This window comes from Arthrobacter sp. TJ-263, from assembly GCF_058269155.1.
In genome coordinates, this window is sequence record NZ_JBZCNE010000003.1 from 218,732 (window position 1) to 238,520 (window position 19,789).

Genomic DNA, 19,789 nt, shown 5'->3' on the forward strand with positions numbered 1-19,789 from the left:
GCGTTGCCGGCTTGTGGTGGAGGGTCCTAGAGTTTCTGCGCCAGCCGGTAGTAGGCGGCGTTCCAGCGCAGTTCACGCTGGAAGTCCCGCAGGGTGGTGTCGGCGTCGATCCGCAGCAGTTCCACCTCGGCGATGTCCGCGAAGTCCTCGAACACCTCGAGGCCCACCGCGGTGCTGAGGACGGTGTGGTGGGCGGCACCGGCACTGAGCCACGCCGCGGCGGAGGTCGCCAGGCTCGGCTCCGGCTTCCACACCGCGCGGGCCACCGGCAGGTTGGGCAGCGGGGCATCGGGCAGCACCACCTCGACGGCGTTCGCGGTGAGGCGGAAGCGGTCCCGCATGTCCGACATCGCGACGACGACGCCCGCGCCGGGGTCGGTGTCGAACACGAGGCGCACGGGGTCCTCCTTGCCGCCGATCCCCAGCGGGTGCACCTCGAGGGACGGCTTCGCGGTGGTCAGGGTGGGGCAGATCTCGAGCATGTGCGCGCCGAGGATCTTCTCCTCCCCCGGCACCAGGTGGTACGTGTAGTCCTCCATGAGGGAGGCGCCGCCCGGGAGCCCCGCGCCCATGACCTTGGCGGCCCGGACGAGGACGGCGGTCTTCCAGTCGCCCTCGGCTCCGAAACCGTAGCCGCGGGCCATGAGGCGCTGGACGGCGAGGCCGGGCAGCTGGCGGAGTGCGCCGAGGTCCTCGAAGCTGGTGGTGAAGGCCCCGAAGCCGCCCTCCTCGAGGAAGGAGAGCAGACCGAGCTCCTGCCGGGCGCCGTAGCGCAGCGACTCGTGCCGGTCCCCGCCGCGGCGGAGCTCCGGGACCACGTCGTACGTCTCCTCGTACTCGGCTACGAGCGCGTCGACGTCGGATTCCGACTGCCCCTCGACGGCGACGACGAGGTCGTTGACGCCCCACGTGTTGATCGAGACGCCGAACCGCAGCTCGGCCTCGGTCTTGTCCCCCTCGGTGACGGCGACGTTCCGCATGTTGTCGCCGAAGCGGGCCACCCTGAGGTCGTGGACGGCGGCCCAGCCGGCGGCGGCCCGCTGCCAGGATGCGATCCTCGCGCAGACGTCGGGACTGGACACGTGCCCGACGACGGTCTTGCGCGGCACTCCGAGGCGCGACTGGATGTAGCCGAACTCGCGGTCGCCGTGCGCGGCCTGGTTGAGGTTCATGAAGTCGAAGTCGATCTCGCCCCACGGCAGTGCCACGTTGATCTGCGTGTGCAGGTGCAGCAGCGGCTTGCGGAGGGCGTCGAGCCCGGCGATCCACATCTTCGCGGGGCTGAAGGTGTGCATCCAGGCGATCACCCCGATCGCGTGGTCCGCGGCGTTGGCCTCCAGCGCCATGCGCCGGATCGAGGCGGAATCCTTCAGCGTGGGCTTCCAGACCACCTTCACGGGCAGGCCGGACTCCTCGAGCAGGCGGACGATCTCCTGCGACTGCTCGGCGACCTGCTGCAGTGTCTCCTCGCCGTAGAGCTCCTGGCTGCCGGTGAGGAACCAGACTTCGTAGGCGTCGAGGGTGGTGCTGAGGCGGCTCATGCAAGGGCTCCTGGGGTCGATGACTGACCGTACACGTTCTGGTACCGGTCGAAAAGGGAGTCGACGTGTTCGGGCTCGATGGGCACGGGGGCGCCGAGCTGGCGGGAGATGTGGACGGTCCGGGCGACGTCCTCGAGCATGACGGCGGCCTTGACGGCGTCCTTCGCGTCCCTGCCGATGGTGAAGGGCCCGTGGTTCTTCATGAGCACGCCGCGCGAGCGGTGGCCGGTGAGGGTCTCCACGATGCCGCGGCCGATCGAGTCGTCACCGATGACCGCGAACGGACCGACGGGGATCTCGCCACCGAACTCGTCCGCCATCGCGGTGATCACGCACGGGATCGGTTCGCCGCGCGCGGCCCAGGCGACGGCGTAGGTGGAGTGCGTGTGCACCACGCCGCCGACGTCGGGCATGTGCCGGTAGACGTAGGCGTGGGCCGCGGTGTCGCTCGACGGGGAGCGCTCGGACCCGGGGGTGCCCGCTAGGACGTTGCCGTCGAGGTCGCAGAGGATCTGGTTCTCCGGTGTCAGGTCGTCGTAGCCGACCCCGGAGGGCTTGATGACGAACAGATCTGCGCCGGGCACGCGGCCCGAGACGTTGCCGCCGGTCCAGACCACGAGTCCGTAGCGGACGAGTTCGGCGTGCAGGGCGGCGACGTCCTGGCGGACCGCCGCGACGGCGGCCTCGACGTCGGGGGTGAACCGGCTCATGCGGTCACCGCCTGCTGCGTGCGGGCCGCGCGGCGGAGGGCCTTGAGCCGGTGCATGACATCGTTGGTGCCGCGCCCGAAGTAGTCATGGAGCTCGGTGTACTCGCGATACAGGGCGTCGTACGCCGCGGCGCGTTCCGCGTCGGGGGTGTACGCGGCGCGGTCCGAATGGCCCATCGCGGCGGCCGCCGCATGGATGTCCTCGTACGCTCCGGCGGCGACGGCGGCGTGGATCGCCGACCCGAGGGCCGGCCCCTGGGAGCTGCCGATCACGGAGATGGGCATGTTCAGCACGTCGGCATAGACCTGCATGAGGAACGGGTTGCGGATGAGCCCGCCCGCGGCCACGAACTCGGTCACGGGGACGCCCGAGGCGTTGAAGGTCTCCACGATCGTCCGGGTGCCGAACGCCGTCGACTCCAGGAGTGCGCGGTAGACCTCGTGCGGCTTCGTGGCGAGCGTCAGCCCCACGATGGTGCCGGACAGTTCGTGGTCCACGAGCACGGAGCGGTTGCCGGAGTGCCAGTCGAGGGCCACGAGCCCGTGCGCCCCGACAGGCTCCGCCCGGGCCTGCTCGGTGAGGTACTCGTGCACGCTGAGCCCCTGGGCCGTCGCGGCGTCGCGGATCTCGCCGGGCACCTGGTTCGCGACGAACCACGCGAAGATGTCGCCGACGCCGGACTGCCCGGCCTCGTAGCCGTAGAAGCCCTCGACGATCCCGCCGTCCACCACGCCGCACATGCCGGGCACCTCGGCGAGGCGGTCGGAGTTCATGACGTGGCACGTCGAGGTGCCCATGATGGCGACCATCTGGCCCGGGTCGGTGGCCTGCGCGGCGGGAGACGTGACGTGCGCGTCCACGTTCCCGACGGCGACGGCGATGCCCGCGGGGAGGCCGGTCCAGCCGGCGGCCTCCTCCGACAGGGAACCGGCCCTCGACGCGAGGGCGCCGATGGTGTGCTCCACCTTGTCGCGGGCGAATCCGGCGAAGTCCGGGTTGAGCGCCGCGAGGAACTCCTCGGAGGGGTAGGCGCCGTCCTGGTAGATGCCCTTGTACCCGGCGGTGCAGGCGTTGCGCACGTACTCGCCGGTGAGCTGCCAGACGATCCAGTCGGCGGCCTCCACCCAGTGGTCCATGAGGCCGTACAGCTCGGGGTCCTCCTCGAGCAGCTGCAAGCCCTTCGCGAACTCCCACTCGCTCGAGATCAGTCCGCCGTAGCGCGGCAGCCAAGCCTCGCCGCGTTCTGCCGCGAGGTCGTTGATGCGGTTGGCCTGGCCCTGGGCGGCGTGGTGCTTCCAGAGCTTCACGTAGGCGTGGGGGCGGTCCTCGTAGCCGTGGACCTCGTTGAGGGGCGTGCCGTCGGCGAGCGTGGGCACCATGGTGCACGCCGTGAAATCCGTGGCGATCCCGATGACGTCCTGCGGGTCGATGCCCGCCTTCCGCACGGCACCCGGGACGGCCGTGCGGAGGACGTCGACGTAGTCGGAGGGTACCTGCAGGGCCCATTCGGGCGGGAGTGGCTCGCCGGTCGCGGCGAGCGTCGAGTCCATGACGGCGTGCGGGTACTCGAGCGTCGAGGCACCGAGTTCTGCGCCGTCGGCGACGCGGACGACGACGGCGCGCCCGGACAGGGTGCCGTAGTCGACGCCGATGACGTAGGCGGGCCTGCCGGCGTCCTCGGTCGGCGCGGATGCGCCCAGGGTGGAGTCACTCAAGGGAAGGACCTCTTTGTTCTTCTCGGGACTGCAGGCAGTGCCCTGGTGGATCGTGGTGGCGGCGCATCCGGTTAATGTGACCGTTCACATCCGCGGTCACCAGTGTGTGCCCTGCCCGCGGGCTGTGTCAATGCGTGGGGAGGAGGCCCGGGGCGTAGAAGCGTCAGCCCGGGAGGCGGGCCGTGGACTCGCGCAGGATGAACTCGGGACGCACATCGGCGGTCGATCCCACCGGTGCGGTGACGGCAGCAGATGCCGGCGCGCCGATCAGCCCGAGCAGCCGTGCGACGCAACGCCGGCCGAGTTCCGGGAAGTCCTGCCGCACCGTGGTGAGCGGGGGCCAGTAGTGGGCGGCCTCGGGGACGTCGTCGAAGCCCACCACGCTGATGTCCTCGGGCACCCGCAGCCCGTGCTCGCGGAAGGCGTGCATCAGGCCGAGCGCCATCTGGTCGTTCGAGGAGAAGACAGCAGTGATCCCGGGGTCCTGGATCAGTGCGAGCCCGGCCCGGTACCCGGAGTCCGCCGTCCACGTCCCGGAGAGGAGGGGCTCGGGTGCCAGGCCCCACGCCTCCATCTCACCGCGGTACCCGCGGATGCGGGCGTCCGTCTCGAACCAGCCCTCCGGACCGGCCACGTGCGCGATGCGCCGATGGCCCAGCTCGAGCAGGTGGCGGGTCGCGAGGACGGCCCCGCCGGACTGGTCCACGGACAGCCGGTGGTCGTCGTGGGCCCGGGCGGAGTGCACCGTCACGAAGGGCAGGGTGATGGACAGCCGCTCGATCTCCTCGAGCGTCTGCGCCTGCGGCGCCAGGATGATGAGCCCGTCCACGCCGTGGGCCAGCAATCGGTCCAGGGCCGAGCGGATCGAACCGCCGTCGACCTCGTCGAGGTGCGCGACGTCCACGGCGTACCCGGCGCGGCGTGCTGCGCTGTCGATGGCCTGCAGGCTCGCCGCGGGCCCGTACTCGAAGCCCTTGCCGACGAGCACGCCGATGGTGGTGGACCGGCTGGTCACGAGCGCGCGGGCCGCACGGTTGGGCCGGAAGCTGAGCTCGTCCATGGCGACCAGGACGCGGTCACGTGTCTCCGGGCGGAGGCTCGGATGGCCGTTGATCACCCGGGACACGGTCTGGTGCGAGACCCCTGCCCGCCGGGCCACGTCCCGGATGTTGGCGGCACGTCCCTCCGGGGGCCGCACCCCCTCCGCGGGGCGGGACGGCTCGGCCGGACGGGAGGACTCCGCGTCAGTGGGCGTCGACAATGGACTCGTTCCGCGCGAAGCGCCTGTTCCGCAGGACGGGCAGGAACTCGCGGACGTCGTCGACCCTGCGCCGTGTCACCTCGGTGGTGACCACGCCGCGCTCCTCGTCCCCCAGGTGCGCCTGCGGCACCCCCATGGGGTCGATCATGGCGGAGTGGCCGATCGTATGGCTGCTGGAGGTCCCGGCCGCCGCCACCCACACGGTGTTCTCGATGGCCCGCGCCTTCAGCAGGGTCTCCCAGTGCTCGATCTTGTGCTCACCCCTGAACCACGCGGCCGGCACGCAGATGAGGTCCGCCCCGGCGTCGGCGAGCGCCCGCGCCTGCTCGGGGAACCGGAGGTCGTAGCAGGTCATGAGCCCCACCCCGAGGCCGCCCAGCCGGGCCACCGTGATGCCGCCGTCGCCCGGCTTGATGCGCGTGGACTCCTGGTAGCTGAAGGCGTCGTAGAGGTGCAGCTTCCGGTACGTGTCCATGATCCGGCCGGTCCCGTCCACGAGGACGAGCGTGTTGAAGGGCCGTTCCTCGCCGCTGGGCTCGTAGCCCCCGGCGACGACGGCGATGGAATGCGCGGCTGCGATGAACGACAGCTGCTGGACGAAGGAGGTCCAGGTGGCCTCGACGGCCTGGCGGAGGGAGCCCTCCACCCGGCCGACCGTGAACATGGACTCCTCGGGGAAGACGATGAGTTCCGAGCCCTCGGCGGCGGCCTGCTCCGCGAGGTCCCGCATCACGGCGAGATTCGCCGCGGCGTCCCCGCCGGGCCTGAACTGACCAACGCTGACCAACATGTTCCCGCCCTCACGTGTGGATGACACCTCCCGTCCAGCGTACAGACCCCGTCCAGCGCGCCGGAGTAGCCTTCGTCCCATGAGGAACCCGGTGACGAGACAGCGTGTGCAACCCGGCCCCGGCCAGGAATCCGTGTGGGACTACCCGAGGCCGCCGCGGGTGGAGCCGACGACGGCGAGGATCGAGGTGCGGTTCGGCGACCGGCTCGTCATCAGCACGGACAACGCCGTCCGGGTCCTGGAGACGAGCCATCCGCCGGTCTACTACCTGCCGATCGATGCGTTCGCACCCGGGGTCCTGGTGCCCGTCGACGGCACCACGCACTGCGAGTTCAAGGGTGCCGCGAGCTATTTCGACGTCGTCGCCGGGACCGCCCGCAGCCCGCGCGGTGCCTGGACCTACCCCGCTCCGGTGCGCGGGTACGAGGACCTGGCCACGCGCGCGGCGCTCTACCCCTCGCGGATGGACGAGTGCACCGTGGACGGCGAGCGGGTGCAGGCCCAGGAGGGCGATTTCTACGGCGGCTGGATCACCTCGGCGATCGTCGGCCCGTTCAAGGGCGGCGCGGGGACCTGGGGCTGGTAGCAGCCCGGCTCGGAGGGCACGTCCAGCGGACGTTCAGGTGGCACCGCTATCGTCGCAGGCTGACCATCGCACGCGACGCAAGGACAGGCTCAGCATGACCATCAAGGGAACAATCCTGGGCCGGCGCCTGATCGCAGCCGCGTTCGTCGGCTCCATCGCGGTCCTCGGTGGCTGCGGTGCCGCGGGTGACGAGCCCGAGGGCGCAGCGGCATCGAGCACGGCGCCCGCACCGGACGAGTCGGCCGCCGCCGGGGACGCCGCCCAGCCGGAGCCGGACGTCGAGGGCCTCCCCGATGTCGTCGCGGTGGTCAATGGCACCGAGATCACGCGGGAGGAGTTCACCGCGGCCTACGAGGGCCAGTTCCCGCAGGCGGCCGCCCAGGCGCAGGCCGGCGGCCAGGAGGTGGACCAGGACCTGCTGAAGACGACCGTCGCGGACAATCTCGTGAGCACCGAGCTGCTGCGCCAGGAGGCGGACGAACGCGGCATCGAGGCCACGCCCGAGGCCCGGGCCGCCGCGATCGAGAACCTGCTGGAGACCAGCGGACTGGGCTCCGAGGAGGAGCTGCGTGCCGCTTTCTCCGAGCAGGGGCTCGACGACGCCGAGTTCGACTCCCAGCTCACCGACCAGGTGAAGCTCGACGCGCTGCTCGCCGAGGAGGCCGGCGACACGACGCCCAGCGACCAGGAGGTCCAGGACGCCTACGACGCCGCAGCAGCCCAGCAGGAGGCCAGCGGTGCCACCGCGACGCCGCTGCCCCCGATCGACGAGGTGCGGGGCGAGATCGAGGAGCAGCTCAAGGGCGGCAAGACGTCCGAGGCCGCCCAGGCCCTCATCGCGCAGCTGCGCGAGGGCGCGGACATCACCGTCAACCTGTAACCCCGGACCGGCACGAGCCCGGACGACGGCGGCCCCCTTCGCAGGACGAAGGGGGCCGCTGTCGCGTGGTCGACCGCCTAGTTGATGAGGTCGTTGACCACGATGGTCTGGTCCCGGTCCGGGCCGACGCCGATGGCCGAGAACCGGGTGCCGGAGAGCTTCTCGAGGGCCCGCACGTAGTTCTGCGCGTTGTCGGGCAGGTCCTCGATGGTCCGGGCGCCCGTGATGTCCTCGGTCCAGCCGTCGAAGTACTCGAAGACCGGCTTGGCGTGGTGGAACTCGGTCTGCGTCATGGGCATCTCGTCGTGCCGCACGCCGTCGACGTCGTACGCGACGCACACCGGGATGCTCTCGATCCCCGTGAGGACATCGAGCTTCGTCACGAAGTAGTCCGTGAAGCCGTTGACGCGCGAGGCGTGGCGCGCCAGGACGGCGTCGTACCAGCCGCACCGGCGCGGCCGGCCGGTGTTGACGCCGAACTCGCCGCCCGTCTTCTGGAGGTACAGGCCCATCTCGTCGAAGAGTTCCGTGGGGAAGGGGCCCGCGCCCACACGGGTGGTGTACGCCTTGATGATGCCGATCGAGCGGGAGATGCGCGTGGGGCCGATGCCCGAGCCGACGGACGCGCCGCCGGCGGTGGGGTTCGACGACGTCACGAACGGGTAGGTGCCGTGGTCCACGTCGAGGAAGGTCGCCTGGCCGCCCTCCATGAGGACCACCTTGCCGGCGTCGAGCGCCTCGTTGAGCACGAACGTGGAGTCGATGACGAGGGGCCGCAGCCGTTCGGCGAAGGACAGGAAGTAGGAGACGACCTCCTCCACCTCGACGTCGCGGCGGTTGTAGACCTTGACCAGCAGCTCGTTCTTCTGCTTGAGGGAGCCCTCGACCTTCTGCCGCAGGATCGACTCGTCGAAGACGTCCTGGACGCGGAGGCCCAGACGGGCCACCTTGTCCATGTAGGCCGGGCCGATGCCGCGGCCCGTGGTGCCGATCGCACGCTTGCCGAGGAAGCGCTCGGTGACCTTGTCGAGAACCTGGTGGTAGGGCGCCACGAGGTGGGCGTTGGCGGAGACACGCAGCTTCGAGGTGTCCGCGCCGCGGGCCTCGAGCCCGTCGATCTCCTCGAAGAGCGCCTCGAGGTTGATGACGCAGCCGTTGCCGATGATCGGCACGGCGTTCGGGCTGAGGATGCCGGCGGGAAGGAGCTTCAGCTCGTACTTCTCGCCGTTGACGACCACGGTATGCCCGGCGTTGTTGCCGCCGTTCGGCTTCACGACGTAGTCGACCCGGCCACCCAGCAGGTCGGTGGCCTTGCCCTTACCCTCGTCGCCCCACTGGGCTCCGACGATGACGATTGCTGGCATGGGATCCTCCCCCATTCGGTACGGGTCCCCCCGCGCGACCGCGGAAAGTACGCCGTGCATCAGAACGCCCCAACCGGTCGCACGCAGGGTGCGGCCACTGGGGCTCTTACCGTCCGAGTTTAGCCGAGGGGCCCGGGGAACGCCGCAAAAGCCTCGTCCGTGATGGTTGCGGTTCCGTTGCGGCTGCCCCCTCCCGGCGCCGTCGGGACGTCCCGGACCCACGCGGGCCCACGCGGGCCCACGCGGGCACAATGGGGGCATGGACCGCTTCGAAGGACACATCGCCGGTATCGGCACCACCTCGGGGACGCGCCTCGTGGTCGGCCGGTGGGACACCTCGCCCTTCGGCTCCTTCACCGACGTCATGATGGAGGACGCCGCGGGCCGGCGGACGCTGCTCGCGCCCACCGCCGCGATCGCGGACTACGTCGGTGCGACGTACACGTTCGACGACGTCGTGATCATCCCCATCTCCTCGGCCCTCGCGGGCGGCCGGCTCGTCGTCGAGGCCGGGGACCTGCGGGTCCACGCCGAGCTCGGCGGCGTGACACTGCTCGGGCGGCTCCTCGGCCTGGTCCCACGGCGCCTGGCCACGCACCCGCGGTGGCTGGCGCTGATCAACCCGGTGGCCTCGCTGCTCGTGAAGGGCGTCGCAACGGCGGGCTCCGCGGGGCAGGGCCGCACCGAGTACTACGGCGCCACCTCGGCGCGGGCCGTCCGCGCCGCGACCGCGACCTGGAACGGCGCGGACCTCGGCGCCCTGACCACCCTGAGCCCGCCCGTCCGGTTCGGCTTCAGCTCGGCGCCACCCCGCCCCCAGGTGGTGACGGTGACGACGACGATCCGCCGGCCCGAGGGGTGACCGGTCCGGTTCAGCGCTCCGGGCGCATCCGATCCCGTGCCACCCGGTAGTGCGGCCAGTAGCGTGCCCTCCCGGGGAGCAGAGGCACCACCAGCCGGGTGGTGCGCCGGAGGACGGCGAACACCAGCCGCTCACGACGCCGCCACGGGAGACCGTACTGCTCCCGCAGCCGCACGGGCAGGATGCCCGCCGCCAGGATGGCGGGCAGCGGGCGGAGCGGCCGCGGGATGATCGGCGGGTCCGGCGCGAGGATCCGGCGGGCGATCAGGCGCGCCGTGGGACCGGCGTCAAGCGTTCCCCGGAACTGCTCGGCGACGTAGCGTTCGAGGCCGCGGTAGTCCTGTGGCAGCACGGCGTCCGTCACCCCGAAGAGGTGGGCCAGCTGCCTCATGTCCCGGTAATAGGCGTCGCGTTCCTCCGCCGACGTCGGGCGCAGGAAGCGGTCCGTGACCTGGAGCGCCGTCCAGACGAGCGTCGCGAACACCCAGAGGGCGAGCCCGGGGTCGGTGGCGCTGTAGGGGGTTCCGGCGGGCACCGACGCACTGGGTCGGGGCAACGTCCCCGTGACCGGGCGGTGCTTCCGCGCCACATGTCCGGCGGCCGCGCGGACCTGCGCCCGGTCCCCGAACGTGACCGTGAGGACGGCGTCGAGCGTTCCACGCAGTCGCCGGAGGGGATTGGTGGCGAAGTCGCTGTGGGCCCGCACGCCCTCGCCGACCAGCGGGTGCGCCACCTGCAGCAGGAGCGCCGCCGGCCCGCCCGCCATGATCAGCCGCTCGCGCGCGAGGCGCCACACCGTCGAGTCCGGGTCGAAGAGACCTGCGTCTCCGGCCATCCCGGGAGCGGGCGCGGGAGGGAAGAACCGGGCCGGGCCCCTCATTCCGGCCCGTCCGCCGCGAACCCGATGGAGCGGATCAAATGGAGTAGTCGGACCCGGAGTTCGTCGAGGCGATGTACTCCCGCACCGCGCTCTGCGGTACCCGGTAGGAGCGCCCGAACCTGATGCTGTGGATCGTCCCGGCCTGCACCAGGCGGTAGACCGTCATCTTCGACACCCGCATCATGGCAGCGACCTCCGCCACCGTGTACAGCTCACTGGTACTCACATTCGTAGCCATGCTCACCACTGCTCCCGTCCGCCTCACCACGTTCCGTGGAGCTTTTAACAGTGGTCGCGTTGGTAACAGCGGCACAAGGATCAGCACTACTCGTTTATGGCTCGCGGGTCCGAGTAGGGCTACGCTGCCTGCCGGTCCGGGACGGCGGAGAAGACGGGCCCGCCGCAGCGGAGCCCGTCGTCCGAGCCATCCCGTCCGGGGTGTCAGCCGGCGAGCTGCGCGCTGGCCTCCGGGTCCGATTCCCTGAGGAACGCCGCGATCCGCTCGGCCTCCTCGATCTCGCCGATGGAGGCGGCGGCCCTGCCCAGGGCGAAGAGGGCCCGGAGGAAGCCCCGGTTCGGCTCGTGCGAGTACGGGATGGGCCCCGCCCCGCGCCAGCCGCTGCGCCGGAGCGCGTCGAGGCCGCGGTGGTAGCCGGTGCGCGCGTAGGCGTAGGACTCGATGGTCCGCCCCTCCGCGTACGCCTCGTCGGCGAGGATGGCCCACACCAGCGACGACGTCGGGTGCGCAGCGGCCAGGTCCACGGCCTCGTCGCCCGCGGCGAGGCGCCCGACGACGTCGGGCTCCTCGGGCAGGAGGGTGGGCTCCGGGCCCAACAGGTTCTTGCGGAACTCATCCGACATGGCGCTAGAGCTTCTTGCCGGCCGAGCCGAGGGCGGCGGCGGCTTCGACGACGCGCGCGGCGAGGCCCGCCTCGGCCGCGGCACCCCAGACGCGGGGGTCGTAGGTCTTCTTGTTGCCGACCTCGCCGTCGACCTTCAGGACGCCGTCGTAGTTGCGGAGCATGTGGTCAGCGACCGGACGCGTGAACGCGTACTGGGTGTCCGTGTCGATGTTCATCTTGATGACGCCGTAGGAGACGGCGTCAGCGATCTCCTGGTCCGAGGAGCCGGAGCCGCCGTGGAAGACGAGGTCGAACGGCTTGTCCTTGCCGAGCTTCTGGCCCACCTTGTCCTGGATCTCCTTGAGGATCTCGGGGCGCAGCTTCACGCCGCCGGGCTTGTACACGCCGTGCACGTTCCCGAAGGTCAGGGCGGTGATGTAGCGGCCGTGCTCACCGGCGCCGAGGGCGTCGATGGTCGCGAGGGCGTCCTCGACCGTGGTGTAGAGCTTGTCGTTGATGGCGTTCTCGACGCCGTCCTCCTCGCCGCCGACGGTGCCGATCTCGACCTCGAGGATGATCTTCGCGGCCGCGGCGCGGGGCAGGATCTCGCGGGCGATCCTGAGGTTCTCCTCGAGGGTCTCCGCCGAGCCGTCCCACATGTGCGAGTTGAAGACGGGGTCGCGGCCGTTCTTCACGGCCTCCTCGGACGCGGCGAGCAGGGGCAGCACGAAGTCGTCGAGCTTGTCCTTCGGGCAGTGGTCGGTGTGGAGGGCGATGTTGACGTCGTAGTTCCTGGCGACCTCCTTGGCGAAGGCGGCGAAGCCGAGCGAACCAGCGACCATGTCCTTGACGCTCGCACCGGACCAGTACGCAGCGCCGCCCGTGGAGACCTGCACGATGCCGTCGGAACCCGCCTCGGCGAAACCGCGCATCGCTGCGTTGAGGGTCTGCGAGGAGGTCACGTTCACGGCCGGGAACGCGAAGCCGCCCGTCTTGGCGCGGTCGATCATCTCGGCGTAGACGTCAGGGGTTGCAATAGGCATGCTGAGGACTCCTTCGTGGTGGTGAGTGCTTCGCCTCATCCTAGCGAGCGGACCTGCCGGGCGCTGCGGCTGCAAGCAGGATGACGCCACGGACGACGTCAGGTCAGACGGGCTGGCCGAACACGTGCCGGCGCACCCAGCCGTGCATGGCGATCGCGGCGGCCGCTGACGCGTTGATGGACCGGGTGGACCCGAACTGGGCGATCGAGAGGGTCGCCTCGGCCGCCTCGTGGACCTCGGGGGTGAGGCCCGGGCCCTCCTGCCCGAACACGAGCACGCACTTCTCGGGGAGGTCGTAGGTCTCCAGGGGCACGGAGTCCGGGAAGTTGTCGATGCCGATCACGGCCAGCCCCTCGGACGCCGCCCAGGCGGTGAAATCCGCGACCGTGGGGTGGTGGCGGACGTGCTGGTAGCGGTCGGTGACCATCGCGCCGCGCCGGTTCCACCGGCGTCGTCCGATGATGTGGACCTCCCGGGCGAGGAAGGCGTTCGCGGTCCGCACCACGGAGCCGATGTTGAGGTCGTGCTGCCAGTTCTCGATGGCCACGTGGAAGCCGTGCCGCCGCTCGTCGAGGTCCGCCACGATCGCCTCGTGGGTCCAGTACCGGTACGCGTCGACGACGTTACGGGTGTCGCCGGCGGCCAGCAGGTCGCGGTCCCAGTGGTCGCCGTCGGGCGCCGCGCCCTCCCACGGGCCCACGCCGACGGCCGGGCCGGGGGTCTCGTGCGCAGGATCGTCGATGCGGTCGGGAGTCTCCGGCAGGGGTTCATTCACCGTTCAAGCGTAGACGGCACCGGAGGTGGGAGACTGGCAGCGGCAGCTCCCCGTACACCCTGGAAAGGAAGTCCCATGCGCGAGAACGAACACATCGAGTGCTGGCTCACGGACATGGACGGCGTCCTGGTGCACGAGAACCAGGCCATCCCCGGCGCGGCCGAGTTGATCGAACGGTGGGTGGCCACCTCGAGGCGCTTCCTCGTCCTGACGAACAACTCGATCTACACGCCGCGTGACCTCGCCGCGCGCCTCAAGGCGTCCGGGCTCGAGATCCCGGAGGAGAACCTGTGGACGTCGGCGCTGGCGACGGCCCAGTTCCTGCGGGACCAGCTACCAGGCGGGCGTGCCTACGTGATCGGCGAGGCGGGGCTGACGACGGCGCTGCACGAGGCCGGCTTCGTCCTCACCGACACGAATCCCGACTACGTGGTGCTCGGCGAGACCCGCACCTACTCGTTCGAGGCGATCACCAAGGCCGTCCGCCTCATCCTCGACGGCGCGCGGTTCATCGCCACCAACCCGGACGTCACCGGTCCGTCGAAGGAGGGCCCGCTGCCCGCGACGGGCGCCATCGCGGCCATGATCACGGCCGCGACGAGCCGCGACCCGTACATCGTGGGCAAGCCCAACCCGATGATGTTCCGCTCCGCGATGAACCGGATCGACGCCCACTCCGAGACGACGGCGATGATCGGCGACCGCATGGACACCGACATCATCGCCGGCATGGAGGCGGGACTGCACACGGTCCTGGTGCTCAGCGGCATCACCCAGCCGGCGGACATCGACGCCTACCCCTTCCGGCCGGCGCAGATCTGCAGCTCGGTGGCCGACCTGATCGACCAGGTCTAGTCCCGGCTCAGAAGAAGCTCTTCCAGCCGCCGCCCCGCGGCACCGGCACGTACTCGCGCTGCACGGCCGAGACGACGTCCTGGTAGATCACGGGGTTCCATTGCGGGCTGGCGTGCGCGGGGAGGGCGCCGTCCGTCCGGTGGTCGACCGAGACCACGTTGTCCGGCAGCGAGCGCGCCCAGCCGGCGCGGGCCGTCGTGTAGTCGACGACGCCGTCCTTCGGGTTGCCGGCGAAGACCACCTTCGTGTCGCCGAGGGAGAGCCGGAACCGCGAGACGTCGAAGTGGTAGATGTACGAGGACTCGGTCTGGATCAGCTCGCTGCTGGGTGCGAGCGGTGAGAGCTGCTCGAGCGTCTGGTTCACGATCTGGCTCCAGGTGCGCTCGTTCTTGTGGACGATCCGCTCCCCGAGCTCGTACGTGCCGCGCAGGCTGATCGGCACGCGCACCCCGGCCTCGTAGAGGCGCACGACGCCGTCGAACATGCGGGCGTCGCGGACGTCGTAGCGGCTGGACGGCGACGAGTCGAGGAAGATCAGCTCCACCGGGATGCCGCGGTCACGCAGACGCGCCGCGACCTCCACCGCCACCATGCCCCCGAAGCTGTGGCCGTAGAAGTAGAGCTTCTCGAGCCGGAAGTTGTCCACGTAGCGGTTCATGGTGGCCACGACGTTGTTGATGTCCAGGCCGCGGTTGGAGTAGCCCATGACGGCCATCTGCGCCCGCCGGGACAGGGCCGGGCGCAGCGAGTTGAGGATCCAGAGCCCCTCCTCCCAGCTCGTCTTGTAGCCGGGGAACAGCACCCAGCGGTCGTTGGGGAAGCGCGCCCGGGCGTCCTCGTCGTCGAGCGGGAGGATGCGCGTCTGGTCCCGCTGGGACTGGATGACGCGCGTGGCGACGAGGTCGGCCGCCACCACGGTGGCCGCGGCGGATCCGATGAGGAAGGAGCGGCGCGAGGACTCACGGAAATCACGCGCCTGCCGGAGCGCCCTGCCGTCGTCGTCCTGCTCGTGGATCACCGGATCGTGCTCGTGGATCACCGGATCGTGCTCGTGCACGGGCGTCCCGGTCAGGCGAGACCCAGCTCGTCCTTGCCGAAGGCGAAGAGGTACGGAACCCCGGCCTCGGACTCGATGCGCTCCTTCGACCCGGTGTCACGGTCCACGATCACGGCGACGGCGCGCACGTCGCCCTTCGCCCGGCGGACGCCTTCCACTGCGGTGAGGGCGGATCCGCCGGTGGTCGAGGTGTCCTCGAGCACGACGACGGGGCGACCGGACACGTCCGGCCCCTCCACCTGCCGGGCCATCCCGTGGGTCTTCTGGGTCTTGCGGACGACGAAGGCGTCGATCGGGCGGCCCGCCCGGGCGGCGGCGTGCATCACGGCGGTGCCGACCGGATCGGCGCCCATCGTCAGGCCGCCGGCCGCCTCGAACGCGATGCCGGCGTCGTCGAGCAGCTGCAGCATGACCCGGCCCACGAGCACGGAGGCCTCATGGTGCAGCGTGATACGGCGGAGGTCGATGTAGTAGTCGGCCTCGACCCCGCTCGAGAGCGTGACGCGCTCGTGGACCACGGCGAGTTCCCTGATGAGCTCCAGGAGGCGGGAGCGGTCGGCGGTCGGGGTGGTCTCGGCGGTCATGGGCCAAGTCTATCGACGCCGGACGATCCCGCCGGTCGGCAGGAGCCCGCGCCGCGCGGAAGGCGCCTAGCCGGCCACCGATTCGGTCAGACCCAGGACCATCGCGTCGATTCGCTGGGGAGACATCGCGTGATGGATCGCCAGGATGCTGGCGCCGAGAACCCCGGCGTCGAGCCCCGAACTGGACTGAGCGATCTGGAGATGCTGGGTGGCGAGCGGGATGGTCCGCGAGTACACCACCTCACGGATACCGGCGATGAAGTGCTCTCCGGTCAGCGCCATGGAGCCGCCGATGACGATCACCGAGGGATTGACGAGGCTGATGCAGGCGGAGAGCACCTCGCCCACGTCACGGCCCGCCTGGCGTACGGCGTGAATGGCATCCCTGTTGCCCGATTCGACCAGCCGGACCACGTCCTCGCCGTTACTCGCATCGAGCCCGCGAGTGCGGAGCTTGGCGGCGACGGCCGGTCCCGATGCAACAGCTTCCAGGCAGTCGAAGTTGCCGCAGCGGCAGGGCGTCTGGGCGCCGCTGTGGACGCGGATGTGGCCGATGTCGCCAGCGACGCCGTCCGCGCCTCGCTGCAGCCGTCCACTCGACACGATCCCCGCGCCGATCCCGGTCGCCACCTTGACGAAGATGAGATCGTCCACGTGCTGCCAGGCGGCATTCCGCTCGCCGAGGGCCATGATGTTGACGTCGTTGTCCACCAGGACGGGAACATTGAAGTGGCCCTCCAGGTGGCCGGGGACGTCGTACCCGTTCCAGCCCGGCATGATCGGTGGGTTGATCGGCCTGCCGGTCCGGTGCTCCACGGGGCCCGGCACCCCGACCCCGATGGCCAGCAGGTCGGTCGCCGAGCGGCCGGATTCCCGCAGAAGCTCGGTCCCGAGTTCGACGACCGCGCTCAGCACCGCCGCCGGACCCCGGGTGATCTCCATGGCTCGCGTCGAGCGGTGAAGTCCGTGGCCCGTGAGATCGGTGACCGCGACCCTGAGGTGGGATGCCCCGATATCGACACCGAGCACCACTTTGCTGCCGGACTTCAGGGCGATCCTCGATGAAGGCCGCCCTCCGGTGGAGACCACTTCGTCCACGAAACCCACGAGACCCAGTTCCCTGAGGGCCTCGATCCGCAGCGTCACCGTCGACCGGGCCAGGCCCAGCAGGTCCGCGAGCTCGGTCCGCGTCCGGGGACGCCCGTCGCGCAGGACCTGGAAGAGTTCGCTCGCGCCCGACGCCGCAAGGCCCCCGAAGCTGGTTATGTCGCTCATCGATCAATTACAGCATGTAGTCGACGGAAGAATGGCCCGCCCTCGGGGACCCGGTCACACCTTGACCGGCTTCGCTCCACGGACATCGCGAGCGGCGAAACGCTGCTGCAGCAGGACTGCGATGACGAGGATCAGGCCCCTGGCCAGCGCCTGCACGGAGGTGTCCAGGTTGTTCTGGGTGAACACGTTGGTCAGGGTGCTGAAGATCAGCACCCCGAGGACGGTACCCATGATGGTGCCGCGCCCGCCGACGAGCAGGGTTCCACCGACGACGACGGCGGCGATCACGTCCAGTTCGAGGAGCAGCCCATGGGTGGAGGTACCGGCCGTGGTGCGACCGAGGAACATGATGCCGCCGATGCCCGCCGTGAGGCCGGTCAGGACGTACAGGTAGACGAGGTGCCGCTTCACCTTGATGCCCGCCAGTCGCGATGCCTCGAGGTTTCCGCCGATGGCAACGGTCCGGCGGCCGAACGTGGTGCGGTTCAGGAGGAACCATCCGGCGGCAGCGACAACGACGAAGATCCAGATGAGGGTGGGGACCCCCAGGAAATCAGAGCGCATGACCTGCAGGAATTCGCGGTTGCTGACGATCTGGGTGCTGCGGCCGGAGATGAGTTCCGCAAGACCGCGCGCGCCGACGAGCATGGCGAGGGTGGCGATGAAGGCGACCACATTCCCGTAGGCGATGATCACTCCGTTGATCAGTCCGGCGCCGGCTCCGACTGCGAGCGCCACGAGCACGATGAGGATCCAGGACGACTGGGTCGCTGCCAGTTGCACGCTGGTGAGACTGGCGACCACCGTCGTCAGGCCGAGGACCGAACCGACGGAGAGGTCGATGCCGCCCGCCGTGATGACGAAGGTGACGCCGATGCTCACCACACCGATGATCGAGGCGTAGCGGAGGATCGTGAGCATGTTCTCGACGTTGAGGAACCGCTCCCCGCTGGTGACCGCCCCTACGACCAGGAGCAGTGCGAGCGCGATGACCAGCCCCAGATTCCGGCCCGCAGAGCCCCGCAGGAAGTTCCGGACGGCGCTTCCCTTGGGCGTACCGCCGTCGTCTGCCGCTGCAGGACGCTGTGACGCCTCCTTCGTGTTCTGCTCGCTCACGCGGCACTTCCCTTCATGACGAGATCGAGCACGGCGTGCTCGTCGAGATCGCTTGCTATGGATTGAGTGAGTACCCTGCCGTCGTCGATCACGAGCACGGTGTCGGCGAGGCCGAGGACCTCCTCGATCTCGCTCGAGACCACGATGATGGCCGTGCCGTCCGCAGCGAGTCGACGGATGAGCGCGTAGATCTCCGACCGCGCGCCGACGTCGACGCCGCGCGTGGGTTCGTCCAGCAACAGCACGGGGGTGCCGTGGACCAGCCAGCGGGCCAGCAGGATCTTCTGCTGGTTCCCGCCGGAAAGGGTCCTGGCCGCACGGTCCGGGTCAGCCGGACGAAGCTCGAGCGCGGCGATCTGCTGCCGGGCGGCGTCACGTTCGGCCCGCTCGTCGAGGTACCCGGCACGGGCGAACCGTTCGAAGGTCGAGAGGGTCACGTTCTTGAAGATCGGTTCGTCGAGGATGAGCCCCTGGGCCTTGCGCTCCTCCGGGGAGAGGCCGATCCCCGCATCGACGGCAGCGCTGACGGACCCCGCCCTGAGGGGACTGCCATGGACCGAGACCGTTCCGGAGGATGCCTTCCGCGCCCCGTAGATGGTCTCCAGGATCTCGGACCGCTTTGACCCCACGAGCCCGGCGAAGCCGAGGATCTCCCCCGCTCGAACGGTGAAGTTCACCTTCTCGAAGTGCCCGTACAGCTCCAGATCCTCGACCTGGAGGACGACGGGGGAATCAGCGGGTATGGGCGTGCGCTCCGGGAAGACGTTCTCGATGTCCCTGCCCGTCATGAGCCGGATGATCTCCGCCTTCGGGGTGTCCATCGCACTCAATCCGCTGGCCGTACTGCGGCCGTCCTTGATCACCGAGATCCGGTCGCCGATCTGTCGGATCTCTTCGAGCCGGTGGGAGATGTACACGACCGCGATGCCCTGCGCCGTGAGTTCACGCACCACCCGGAAGAGGTTGGAGACTTCTCCCGAGTCGAGGATGGCGCTCGGCTCATCCATGATGATGAGCTTGGTGTCCCGCGACAACGCGCGGGCCATGCTGACGATCTGCTTGTTGGCCGCGGAGAGCGAGCCCACCTCGGTCGTCGGCGACAGCTTGCCGTGTCCGAGCCGCTCGAGGAGCGTACGGGCCACGGCGTTGGATTTCTTCACGTGGAGCACGCCACCCGTCGAGCGCTCATGTCCGAGGAAGATGTTCTCGGCCACGGACAGCCCGTCGACGACGTCGAGCTCCTGGTACATGGTCGCGATGCCGAGATCGAGGGCATCGGTCGGCCCGCTGATCGTGATCTCCCTGCCCTCCCAGCGGATGGTTCCGCTGTCGGGCTGATGGACGCCGGAGAGCGTCTTGATGAGCGTCGATTTCCCGGCGCCGTTCTGCCCCATGACGCAGTGGACTTCCCCCGGGACGACGTGCAGGTCAACCCCCTTCAGCGCCTGCACACCGGCGAACTGCTTGGTGATACCGCGCACCTCGAGCAACGGCTCTGCATGATCATCCTCGAACATGTGACGAACGTAACACATTATGTCGTTGTTCGATATAAAGCCGTCGATTTTCCGGTCACTTCTGTTACTGTGACTCATGTCACGCACCGTAGCTGGCACGAGAAGAGCATGCTGCACCACGCGGAGACGCACCAAC

General features: G+C 69.9%; 20 protein-coding genes. 4 read left to right on the top strand and 16 right to left on the bottom strand.

Annotation, left to right across the window (positions count from 1 at the left end):
* Positions 1 to 26 precede the first annotated feature (26 nt).
* From araA to AC4D2F_RS15115, 5 genes are all read right to left on the bottom strand, one after another.
* Positions 27 to 1,541 carry an L-arabinose isomerase gene (gene araA / locus AC4D2F_RS15095; protein WP_104167157.1) on the bottom strand — a complete coding sequence of 505 codons (1,515 nt, stop codon included), beginning with the start codon at positions 1,539 to 1,541 and terminating at the stop codon, positions 27 to 29.
* On the bottom strand, positions 1,538 to 2,251 hold the full coding sequence (locus AC4D2F_RS15100) for an L-ribulose-5-phosphate 4-epimerase (protein WP_490911287.1): 714 nt from the start codon (positions 2,249 to 2,251) through the stop codon (positions 1,538 to 1,540). Before AC4D2F_RS15100 ends, araA begins: the two co-directional genes overlap by 4 nt.
* Positions 2,248 to 3,966, bottom strand: coding sequence for a ribulokinase (gene araB, locus AC4D2F_RS15105; RefSeq protein ID WP_490911288.1), 1,719 nt, complete (start codon positions 3,964 to 3,966; stop codon positions 2,248 to 2,250). Before araB ends, AC4D2F_RS15100 begins: the two co-directional genes overlap by 4 nt.
* A 163-nt stretch (positions 3,967 to 4,129) precedes the next feature.
* Positions 4,130 to 5,164 (bottom strand): LacI family DNA-binding transcriptional regulator, encoded by a 1,035-nt coding sequence (locus tag AC4D2F_RS15110; protein WP_104168157.1) that lies wholly within the window; start codon positions 5,162 to 5,164, stop codon positions 4,130 to 4,132.
* A gap of 46 nt (positions 5,165 to 5,210) precedes the next feature.
* Positions 5,211 to 6,017 (bottom strand): carbon-nitrogen hydrolase family protein, encoded by an 807-nt coding sequence (locus tag AC4D2F_RS15115; protein WP_490911289.1) that lies wholly within the window; start codon positions 6,015 to 6,017, stop codon positions 5,211 to 5,213.
* Positions 6,018 to 6,096: 79 nt separating this feature from the next.
* Between AC4D2F_RS15115 and AC4D2F_RS15120 the strand changes: the two genes are divergently transcribed.
* Positions 6,097 to 6,603 carry a DUF427 domain-containing protein gene (locus tag AC4D2F_RS15120; protein ID WP_490911290.1) on the top strand — a complete coding sequence of 169 codons (507 nt, stop codon included), beginning with the start codon at positions 6,097 to 6,099 and terminating at the stop codon, positions 6,601 to 6,603.
* 94 nt (positions 6,604 to 6,697) lie between these two features.
* On the top strand, positions 6,698 to 7,483 hold the full coding sequence (locus tag AC4D2F_RS15125; RefSeq protein ID WP_490911291.1) for a SurA N-terminal domain-containing protein: 786 nt from the start codon (positions 6,698 to 6,700) through the stop codon (positions 7,481 to 7,483).
* A 77-nt stretch (positions 7,484 to 7,560) separates the two neighbouring features.
* On the opposite strand, the gene AC4D2F_RS15130 is transcribed toward AC4D2F_RS15125, so the two are convergent.
* Positions 7,561 to 8,847 carry an adenylosuccinate synthase gene (locus AC4D2F_RS15130; RefSeq protein ID WP_104167169.1) on the bottom strand — a complete coding sequence of 429 codons (1,287 nt, stop codon included), beginning with the start codon at positions 8,845 to 8,847 and terminating at the stop codon, positions 7,561 to 7,563.
* Positions 8,848 to 9,106: 259 nt separating this feature from the next.
* Between AC4D2F_RS15130 and AC4D2F_RS15135 the strand changes: the two genes are divergently transcribed.
* Positions 9,107 to 9,709 carry a hypothetical protein gene (locus AC4D2F_RS15135; protein ID WP_104167171.1) on the top strand — a complete coding sequence of 201 codons (603 nt, stop codon included), beginning with the start codon at positions 9,107 to 9,109 and terminating at the stop codon, positions 9,707 to 9,709.
* Between the two features lie 10 nt (positions 9,710 to 9,719).
* Here AC4D2F_RS15135 and AC4D2F_RS15140 read toward each other — a convergent pair whose 3' ends face one another.
* From AC4D2F_RS15140 to AC4D2F_RS15160, 5 genes are all read right to left on the bottom strand, one after another.
* Positions 9,720 to 10,544: an oxygenase MpaB family protein gene (locus tag AC4D2F_RS15140; RefSeq protein ID WP_490911292.1), complete on the bottom strand. Its 825-nt coding sequence runs from the start codon at positions 10,542 to 10,544 to the stop codon at positions 9,720 to 9,722.
* Positions 10,545 to 10,623: 79 nt separating this feature from the next.
* Positions 10,624 to 10,833, bottom strand: coding sequence for a helix-turn-helix domain-containing protein (locus AC4D2F_RS15145; protein ID WP_104168159.1), 210 nt, complete (start codon positions 10,831 to 10,833; stop codon positions 10,624 to 10,626).
* A gap of 197 nt (positions 10,834 to 11,030) precedes the next feature.
* Positions 11,031 to 11,450 (bottom strand): DUF3151 domain-containing protein, encoded by a 420-nt coding sequence (locus tag AC4D2F_RS15150; protein WP_490911294.1) that lies wholly within the window; start codon positions 11,448 to 11,450, stop codon positions 11,031 to 11,033.
* A gap of 4 nt (positions 11,451 to 11,454) precedes the next feature.
* A complete protein-coding gene (fbaA, locus tag AC4D2F_RS15155; RefSeq protein WP_104167175.1) occupies positions 11,455 to 12,474 on the bottom strand; it encodes a class II fructose-bisphosphate aldolase in 1,020 nt (339 codons plus the stop codon).
* 103 nt (positions 12,475 to 12,577) lie between these two features.
* Positions 12,578 to 13,237, bottom strand: a complete 660-nt coding sequence (locus tag AC4D2F_RS15160) for a TrmH family RNA methyltransferase (protein ID WP_104168160.1) — start codon at positions 13,235 to 13,237, stop codon at positions 12,578 to 12,580.
* 87 nt (positions 13,238 to 13,324) lie between these two features.
* Between AC4D2F_RS15160 and AC4D2F_RS15165 the strand changes: the two genes are divergently transcribed.
* A complete protein-coding gene (locus AC4D2F_RS15165) occupies positions 13,325 to 14,104 on the top strand; it encodes an HAD-IIA family hydrolase (RefSeq protein ID WP_104167177.1) in 780 nt (259 codons plus the stop codon).
* A 7-nt stretch (positions 14,105 to 14,111) separates the two neighbouring features.
* On the opposite strand, the gene AC4D2F_RS15170 is transcribed toward AC4D2F_RS15165, so the two are convergent.
* The 5 genes from AC4D2F_RS15170 to AC4D2F_RS15190 form a co-directional block, all read right to left on the bottom strand.
* Complete coding sequence (locus AC4D2F_RS15170) at positions 14,112 to 15,161, bottom strand: thioesterase domain-containing protein (RefSeq protein WP_490911296.1); 1,050 nt, start codon at positions 15,159 to 15,161, stop codon at positions 14,112 to 14,114.
* An 11-nt stretch (positions 15,162 to 15,172) separates the two neighbouring features.
* Positions 15,173 to 15,745 (bottom strand): orotate phosphoribosyltransferase, encoded by a 573-nt coding sequence (pyrE, locus tag AC4D2F_RS15175; RefSeq protein ID WP_104167179.1) that lies wholly within the window; start codon positions 15,743 to 15,745, stop codon positions 15,173 to 15,175.
* Positions 15,746 to 15,811: 66 nt separating this feature from the next.
* Positions 15,812 to 17,020 carry an ROK family protein gene (locus AC4D2F_RS15180; protein ID WP_490911298.1) on the bottom strand — a complete coding sequence of 403 codons (1,209 nt, stop codon included), beginning with the start codon at positions 17,018 to 17,020 and terminating at the stop codon, positions 15,812 to 15,814.
* A 54-nt stretch (positions 17,021 to 17,074) separates the two neighbouring features.
* On the bottom strand, positions 17,075 to 18,136 hold the full coding sequence (locus AC4D2F_RS15185) for an ABC transporter permease (RefSeq protein WP_490911299.1): 1,062 nt from the start codon (positions 18,134 to 18,136) through the stop codon (positions 17,075 to 17,077).
* Positions 18,133 to 19,653: a sugar ABC transporter ATP-binding protein gene (locus tag AC4D2F_RS15190; protein ID WP_490911301.1), complete on the bottom strand. Its 1,521-nt coding sequence runs from the start codon at positions 19,651 to 19,653 to the stop codon at positions 18,133 to 18,135. The genes AC4D2F_RS15185 and AC4D2F_RS15190 overlap by 4 nt, the downstream gene beginning before the upstream one ends.
* Between the last annotated feature and the right edge of the window lie 136 nt (positions 19,654 to 19,789).

Bases quoted from the DNA above. Each gene is read 5' to 3' on its own strand.
- araA (WP_104167157.1), bottom strand. From the start codon at position 1,541: ATGAGCCGCCTCAGCACCACCCTCGACGCCTACGAAGTCTGGTTCCTC.
- AC4D2F_RS15100 (WP_490911287.1), bottom strand. From the start codon at position 2,251: ATGAGCCGGTTCACCCCCGACGTCGAGGCCGCCGTCGCGGCGGTCCGC.
- AC4D2F_RS15115 (WP_490911289.1), bottom strand. From the start codon at position 6,017: ATGTTGGTCAGCGTTGGTCAGTTCAGGCCCGGCGGGGACGCCGCGGCG.
- AC4D2F_RS15120 (WP_490911290.1), top strand. From the start codon at position 6,097: ATGAGGAACCCGGTGACGAGACAGCGTGTGCAACCCGGCCCCGGCCAG.
- AC4D2F_RS15125 (WP_490911291.1), top strand. From the start codon at position 6,698: ATGACCATCAAGGGAACAATCCTGGGCCGGCGCCTGATCGCAGCCGCG.
- AC4D2F_RS15130 (WP_104167169.1), bottom strand. From the start codon at position 8,847: ATGCCAGCAATCGTCATCGTCGGAGCCCAGTGGGGCGACGAGGGTAAG.
- AC4D2F_RS15135 (WP_104167171.1), top strand. From the start codon at position 9,107: ATGGACCGCTTCGAAGGACACATCGCCGGTATCGGCACCACCTCGGGG.
- AC4D2F_RS15140 (WP_490911292.1), bottom strand. From the start codon at position 10,544: ATGGCCGGAGACGCAGGTCTCTTCGACCCGGACTCGACGGTGTGGCGC.
- AC4D2F_RS15150 (WP_490911294.1), bottom strand. From the start codon at position 11,450: ATGTCGGATGAGTTCCGCAAGAACCTGTTGGGCCCGGAGCCCACCCTC.
- fbaA (WP_104167175.1), bottom strand. From the start codon at position 12,474: ATGCCTATTGCAACCCCTGACGTCTACGCCGAGATGATCGACCGCGCC.
- AC4D2F_RS15165 (WP_104167177.1), top strand. From the start codon at position 13,325: ATGCGCGAGAACGAACACATCGAGTGCTGGCTCACGGACATGGACGGC.
- pyrE (WP_104167179.1), bottom strand. From the start codon at position 15,745: ATGACCGCCGAGACCACCCCGACCGCCGACCGCTCCCGCCTCCTGGAG.
- AC4D2F_RS15180 (WP_490911298.1), bottom strand. From the start codon at position 17,020: ATGAGCGACATAACCAGCTTCGGGGGCCTTGCGGCGTCGGGCGCGAGC.
- AC4D2F_RS15190 (WP_490911301.1), bottom strand. From the start codon at position 19,653: ATGTTCGAGGATGATCATGCAGAGCCGTTGCTCGAGGTGCGCGGTATC.